Source organism: Streptomyces sp. NPDC002265 (assembly GCF_040296125.1).
Taxonomy (GTDB): domain Bacteria; phylum Actinomycetota; class Actinomycetes; order Streptomycetales; family Streptomycetaceae; genus Streptomyces.
This window is the reverse complement of record NZ_JBEOWS010000517.1, coordinates 1-4,763: the sequence shown is the minus strand read 5'-3', so window position 1 is coordinate 4,763 and position 4,763 is coordinate 1. Positions and strand designations below refer to the sequence as shown.

General features: G+C 70.4%; 9 protein-coding genes and 1 pseudogene. 5 read left to right on the top strand and 5 right to left on the bottom strand.

The annotated features are described in order from the left end of the window. Nucleotides 1-67 precede the first annotated feature (67 nt). Nucleotides 68-385 carry a hypothetical protein gene (locus tag ABT085_RS43855; protein WP_351622070.1) on the top strand — a complete coding sequence of 106 codons (318 nt, stop codon included), beginning with the start codon at nt 68-70 and terminating at the stop codon, nt 383-385. Between the two features lie 4 nt (nt 386-389). Here the strand turns inward: ABT085_RS43855 and ABT085_RS43850 are convergent, their stop codons facing one another. Next, the gene (locus ABT085_RS43850) at nt 390-833 is read right to left on the bottom strand and encodes a signal peptidase II (RefSeq protein ID WP_351622073.1); all 444 of its coding nucleotides are present in this window, start codon (nt 831-833) and stop codon (nt 390-392) included. 126 nt (nt 834-959) lie between these two features. Beyond that, nucleotides 960-1,441 (bottom strand): annotated as a pseudogene (locus ABT085_RS43845) (SDR family NAD(P)-dependent oxidoreductase); the annotation flags it as partial. Here ABT085_RS43845 and ABT085_RS43840 point away from each other — a divergent pair. Next, nucleotides 1,379-1,648 carry a SpoIIE family protein phosphatase gene (locus tag ABT085_RS43840; RefSeq protein ID WP_351622067.1) on the top strand — a complete coding sequence of 90 codons (270 nt, stop codon included), beginning with the start codon at nt 1,379-1,381 and terminating at the stop codon, nt 1,646-1,648. The pseudogene ABT085_RS43845 and the gene ABT085_RS43840 sit on opposite strands and share 63 nt — an antisense overlap. After that, a complete protein-coding gene (locus tag ABT085_RS43835; protein WP_351622065.1) occupies nt 1,632-1,787 on the top strand; it encodes a SpoIIE family protein phosphatase in 156 nt (51 codons plus the stop codon). The genes ABT085_RS43840 and ABT085_RS43835 overlap by 17 nt, the downstream gene beginning before the upstream one ends. A gap of 198 nt (nt 1,788-1,985) precedes the next feature. Here ABT085_RS43835 and ABT085_RS43830 read toward each other — a convergent pair whose 3' ends face one another. The 3 genes from ABT085_RS43830 to ABT085_RS43820 form a co-directional block, all read right to left on the bottom strand. Next, nucleotides 1,986-2,429: a DUF2267 domain-containing protein gene (locus ABT085_RS43830; protein WP_351622062.1), complete on the bottom strand. Its 444-nt coding sequence runs from the start codon at nt 2,427-2,429 to the stop codon at nt 1,986-1,988. 59 nt (nt 2,430-2,488) lie between these two features. After that, nucleotides 2,489-2,884, bottom strand: a complete 396-nt coding sequence (locus ABT085_RS43825; protein WP_351622060.1) for a DUF2267 domain-containing protein — start codon at nt 2,882-2,884, stop codon at nt 2,489-2,491. Nucleotides 2,885-2,989: 105 nt separating this feature from the next. Beyond that, nucleotides 2,990-3,421, bottom strand: a complete 432-nt coding sequence (locus tag ABT085_RS43820; RefSeq protein WP_351622058.1) for an Hsp20/alpha crystallin family protein — start codon at nt 3,419-3,421, stop codon at nt 2,990-2,992. A gap of 128 nt (nt 3,422-3,549) precedes the next feature. Here ABT085_RS43820 and ABT085_RS43815 point away from each other — a divergent pair, with 128 nt between their 5' ends. Next, entirely contained in the window at nt 3,550-4,173 is a 624-nt protein-coding gene (locus ABT085_RS43815; protein WP_351622057.1) for a type III effector protein, read from the top strand. 347 nt (nt 4,174-4,520) lie between these two features. Continuing rightward, the coding region (locus tag ABT085_RS43810; protein ID WP_351622054.1) for a CBS domain-containing protein at nt 4,521-4,763 on the top strand (243 nt) is incomplete at its 3' end.

Here is a 4,763-nt window from a genome sequence, read left to right as displayed (position 1 = left end):
GCAATGCCGGGGCGGTGGTGTGCGTGAGGCGGGGCGCATGCGGCGGCCGGTACACGATCCTGGAGACATGGAGATCGTGGTTCTGACCGTGCCGGACTGCCCGAACGAGACGCTGGCCGCCGACCGGCTGCGGCAGGCGCTGGATGAGGAAGGGCTGCGCAAGGTCGGTTTCACCATCCGCGTGGTCTCCGACCAGGCGGAGGCGGAGCGGATCGGCTTCACCGGCTCGCCGACGATCTGGATCGGGGGCCGGGATCCGTTCGCCGAGGCGGGCAGGGCGCCGGGGCTGGCGTGCCGGGTCTATCGCACGCCGGACGGCCTGGCCGGCGCCCCTGAGCTCGACGAGCTGCGGCAGGCGTTGAGGGTCGGCGCCTCGCGGGGTTGAGCGGCTACGTCTGCGCGGGCCGGGGCCGGTCGGTGCGCCAGGACAAGGCCACCAGGAGCAAGCCGCCGCAGACGATGAAGACGTCGGCGAGGTTGAAGGTGGGCCACCAGCCGGAGTGCAGGCAGTCGGTGACGACGCCGTCGGCGGCCCGGTCGACGAGGTTGGCCACCGCGCCGCCCAGGATCGCCGCGAGCGCAGTGCCCCACAGACGGCGGGCGGTCGGAGCGGTCCTCCACAGCGCGACGGCGACCGCCGTAGTGATCAGGGCGGTGACGGCCAGGACCATCCAGCCCGGGGCGTTCGCGCCGGCGGAGAAGGCGACGCCGGGGTTGTGGGCGAGTTGCAGATCCAGCGGACCGCCTTCGATCGGGCCGTCGGCCAGGGTGTGTTCGGCCCACATCTTGATGCCGAGGTCGGCGGACGCGAAGGCGGCGGCGGTGACGAGCATCCCGATGCGGCGGCGGCCCGCCCGGCAGCCAGCACTGCTGGTCGAGTAGCCGTCGGCTCGCCGGTCATGCGACGGATCCGGCCGGCTCGGGCACAGACTCAGCCGCCGGTGCGGGTCCCGGGGGCAGATGTGCACGTTGCTGCCGCGGTGCAGCAGTTCGGTGCGCAAGGAGAAGGTGAAACCGTTGATGGCGTGCTTGGCACCGCAGTACGCCGACTGGAGCGGGATGGCGCCCGTTCTCCGAGCGCGGAGCCGACCTGGACCACGGTGCCGTGGTCTCGGGGCAGCATCCGGCTCAGCGCGGTCCGGGTGCCGTTGACGAAGCCGAGATAGGTCACCTGGGTGACCCGGTCGTACTCCTCGGCGGTGATGTCGTCGAAGGCGGCGAACACGCTGGTGAACGCGCAGTTGATCCAGATGTCGATGGAGCCGAAAGCCTGCTCGGCGGCCTCGGCGGCCCTCTCGAGCTGCTGGGCGTCGGCGGTGTCGGCGACCTGGACGAGTGCACGTCCCCCGCGGGATTCCACCTCCTTCCGGACGGCGCGATGGCACTGATCATCGGGGATGTCACCGGCCATGATCTGGCCGCGGCGGTCACCATGGGACAGCTGCGCGACATGCTGCGCGCGCTGGTCTGCGACCGGCTCGAACCGCCGGGCGACATCCTTCGTCGCCTGGACGTGACCAGCCACACCCTTTACGGCGGGCAGACTGCGACCTGCATCTACGCCCGTCTCGAACCCGCACCGCAGCTGGCAGCTGAAATTAGCCAACGCCGGCCATCCACCGCCCCTGCTGGTGTCGCACGACGGTGACACTCGCTACCTGACCACCGGCCACAGTGTCCTGCTCGGCATCGAACCCGACATGCCCCGGCCCAGCAGCACCCACGCCCTTGCGCCGCATTCCACCTTGCTGCTCTACACCGACGGCCTGATCGAACGCCCCGGCTAAGTCCTCGACCGCGGTCTCGCCCGGCTGCGTCAGCACGCCGCAGCCCTGACCCGCGAACCGCTGGCTGTCTTCTGTGACGAGCTCCTCGCCGGGCTGGCCCATAGCGGTGACGACGACATCGCCCTCCTCGCGGGCACCGAGGCTCAGGGCGGACAGCGGCGCGGCCATCGAGTCCGCCCTGAGCCTGCACGTCGCCGGCTACGCGGCGGAGGTGAGTTCGGCGCGGCCGAACAACAGCGCGTGGCCGGTGGGGAGCTGGTGGAGGATGCGGGTGATGAGGTCAGGGCCGGCGTGGGCGGCGACGGCCGCGAAGACGGAGCCGGTGTCCCAGCGGGTGGTGGCCAGGGAGGCGCCGGAGCGGGCGGCGAGGTCCTTGACGAAGGCCCAGCCGGTCAGCGGCTGGGTGTCGGGGATCTGTGCGGTCAGGACACGTGCGGCTTCCAGGGGCAGGCAGGCGGCAAGGTCGACGCGTTCGTCGCCGGTCAACTGGCGTCCCAGCCCCGAAAGGACTAGGCGGACGGCTTCGTCGGCCTTCTCACGGGTGAGGTAGGCGCCTTCGTAGCGGACCTTCTCCAGCATCTGCTCATACGCCGTCGAGTACGGCTGCTGGTGCTCAAGCGGTACGCGCACGTCGGTGATCACTGCGGTGCATGCCTTTCGTCAAGCCAGGGTGGGATGGTGCCGGTGTCGGGCACCGATGGTCAGGTGGGCTGAGGGCGGCCGAAGAGCAGGTCGTAGCCGACGGGGAGCTGGAGCAGGATCTGCCCCAGCAGGTCCTCGTCGGCCGCGTCGGCGACGGTGGACAGCACAGCGCTGACGTCCCAGGCAGCGGTCTGCTCGGTGGCGCCCTCGATCCAGGCCGCGGTCGCCCGCACGAACCGCTCCGGGGGCAGCGGTTCGGCGCTCTGCAGCGGGTTGAGCAGGATCAGGGCGAATTCCTCCGGCAGCCGTGCCGCGAGCTGGGCGCGAACCTCGCCGACCAGGTGCGCGCCGAGCAGGGCGAGCACCACACGGGCCGCGCGCTCTGCTTCCTCCACAGTGCCGTACCTGCCGCGCTCCTTCACCTGATCGAGGAACGCTTCGCGTCGCAGAGTCATCGCGGCCGCCACCCCTTCTTGTTCTTCAAACTGCCCACGGGGGTGCGGAGGGCGGGCTGGAGGGGGGAGATCAGGTTCCCGTCCTCCGCACCTGTCCGGCCGGTGTCAGCCGGAGATCTCCTTGTGGCCGGTCCCGACGCCGATGGAGATCTTGCGGGGCTTGGCGCGCTCGGCGATCGGGATGCGCAGGGTGAGCACGCCCGTGTCGTAGTCGGCCTCGATGTGCTCGGTGTCCAGTGTGTCGGCGAGCACGATCTGGCGGGAGAAGACGCCCAGCGGCCGCTCGGACAGCTCCATCTGCACATCGTCGGCCTTCGTCACCGGCCGCCGCTCGGCCTTGACGGTGAGCATGTTCCGCTCGACGTCGATGTCGATCGCGTCCGCGGTGACACCGGGAAGGTCGAAGGCCACCACGTACTCGTCGCCCTCGCGGTAGGCGTCCATCGGCATCGCCGACGGCTTCGACCAGGTGCCCGGGCCCATCAGCTGCTGTGCCAGCCGGTCCAGCTCACGGAAGGGGTCAGTGCGCATCAACATCGTGAAAACACCTCCAGCAGGTTCAGGCAGTTACTGCCAATGCGCCTCACTGACACCGTTGTAACATGTCATCCAATGGATGACAAACAAGATGTCGTCTACATGATGACAACCCGAGGGAGGTGCCCGTGACCGCACCCGACCAGCCGGTCTCCACCGACGCCGACGCCTACAGCCCGGCGTCCTTCCTCGCCGCCGCGGCGGCCCTTTCCGCCATAGACGACGCGCTGCGCGACGCCCAGCACGAAACCCCCGACGCCGCCGGGCCCGCTCCCGAACAGGCGCTGGCCTCCCTGATGCTGCTGCGGCAGGTACGTGAGCGGCTCGCCGGATGGGAGACCGGCCTGATCGAAACGGCCCGGGACGCGGGCGCCAGCTGGGCCGACCTCGCCTCTCCCCTGGGTGTCGCCAGCCGCCAGGCCGCAGAGCGCCGCTATCTGCGCGGCCGCCCCGGCCCGGCCGGGACCACCGGCGAACAGCGCGTGACGGCCACCCGTCAGGCCCGGGCCGCCGACCGCAACACCGCCACCTGGGCCCGCCGCAATGCGGCCGACCTGCGCCGCCTCGCCGGACAGATCACCGCCCTCACCGACCTTCCCCCCGCCGCCCGCCGCCCGCTCAATGAGCTCCACGCGGCCCTCGCCCACAACGACCCCGCCAACCTCATCGTCCCCCTGACCGCCACCCGCCCCCACCTGGCCGCCGCCCACCCCGACCTCGCCGCCCGGCTCGACACCCTCACTCCCCCCTGACCCCGCCCGGTGCCCCGCAACAGCCCAGTCAGCCTCCGCCCCCGGGCGAACCCCCGATTGCCCTCGAAGTCCGGCAGCAGATCGTCCTCCGGGGTACGCCACCGGTTCGCCCCCGGCACCCAGATCTCCCGCCGACGCAGCGCATCCCGCCAGCTGGCCAGTTCACACAGCTCGTAGAGGATGGCCAGCTCCCTCGTCCGCGCCTCGTGGGTTCGCGCCGGGGCATCACTCATGCAGGTGTGTTTGCGGCAGAACTACACGCATCAAACCTGAAGAAAATGTGTCGCGATCACAGTAGACATCGGCTCGTCGCAGGGTTATTTTTTCCGTGTACCCAGGAAGTCGAGATGGGCACGGCAGAGATGAACTGCCGCGCACGCAGGTCAAGCAAGCCCCCCACGGGGGCTGCGAGCAGTACCCGCGTTATCCAGCAGTACGACCGTGTAGCCGAAGGTAAAGGAGCAGACGCCATCAGGATCGCCCGGGCGAGGAAGAGCGTCGAGCGGCTGCCGGTCGTGGACGAGGAGGACCGGCTCATCGGCATCGCCACCCGGCGCGACCTGCTGCGGGTCTTCCTGCGCACGGACGAG

Bases quoted from the DNA above. Each gene is read 5' to 3' on its own strand.
- ABT085_RS43855 (WP_351622070.1), top strand. From the start codon at position 68: ATGGAGATCGTGGTTCTGACCGTGCCGGACTGCCCGAACGAGACGCTG.
- ABT085_RS43850 (WP_351622073.1), bottom strand. From the start codon at position 833: ATGCTCGTCACCGCCGCCGCCTTCGCGTCCGCCGACCTCGGCATCAAG.
- ABT085_RS43840 (WP_351622067.1), top strand. From the start codon at position 1,379: ATGGCACTGATCATCGGGGATGTCACCGGCCATGATCTGGCCGCGGCG.
- ABT085_RS43825 (WP_351622060.1), bottom strand. From the start codon at position 2,884: ATGACTCTGCGACGCGAAGCGTTCCTCGATCAGGTGAAGGAGCGCGGC.
- ABT085_RS43820 (WP_351622058.1), bottom strand. From the start codon at position 3,421: ATGTTGATGCGCACTGACCCCTTCCGTGAGCTGGACCGGCTGGCACAG.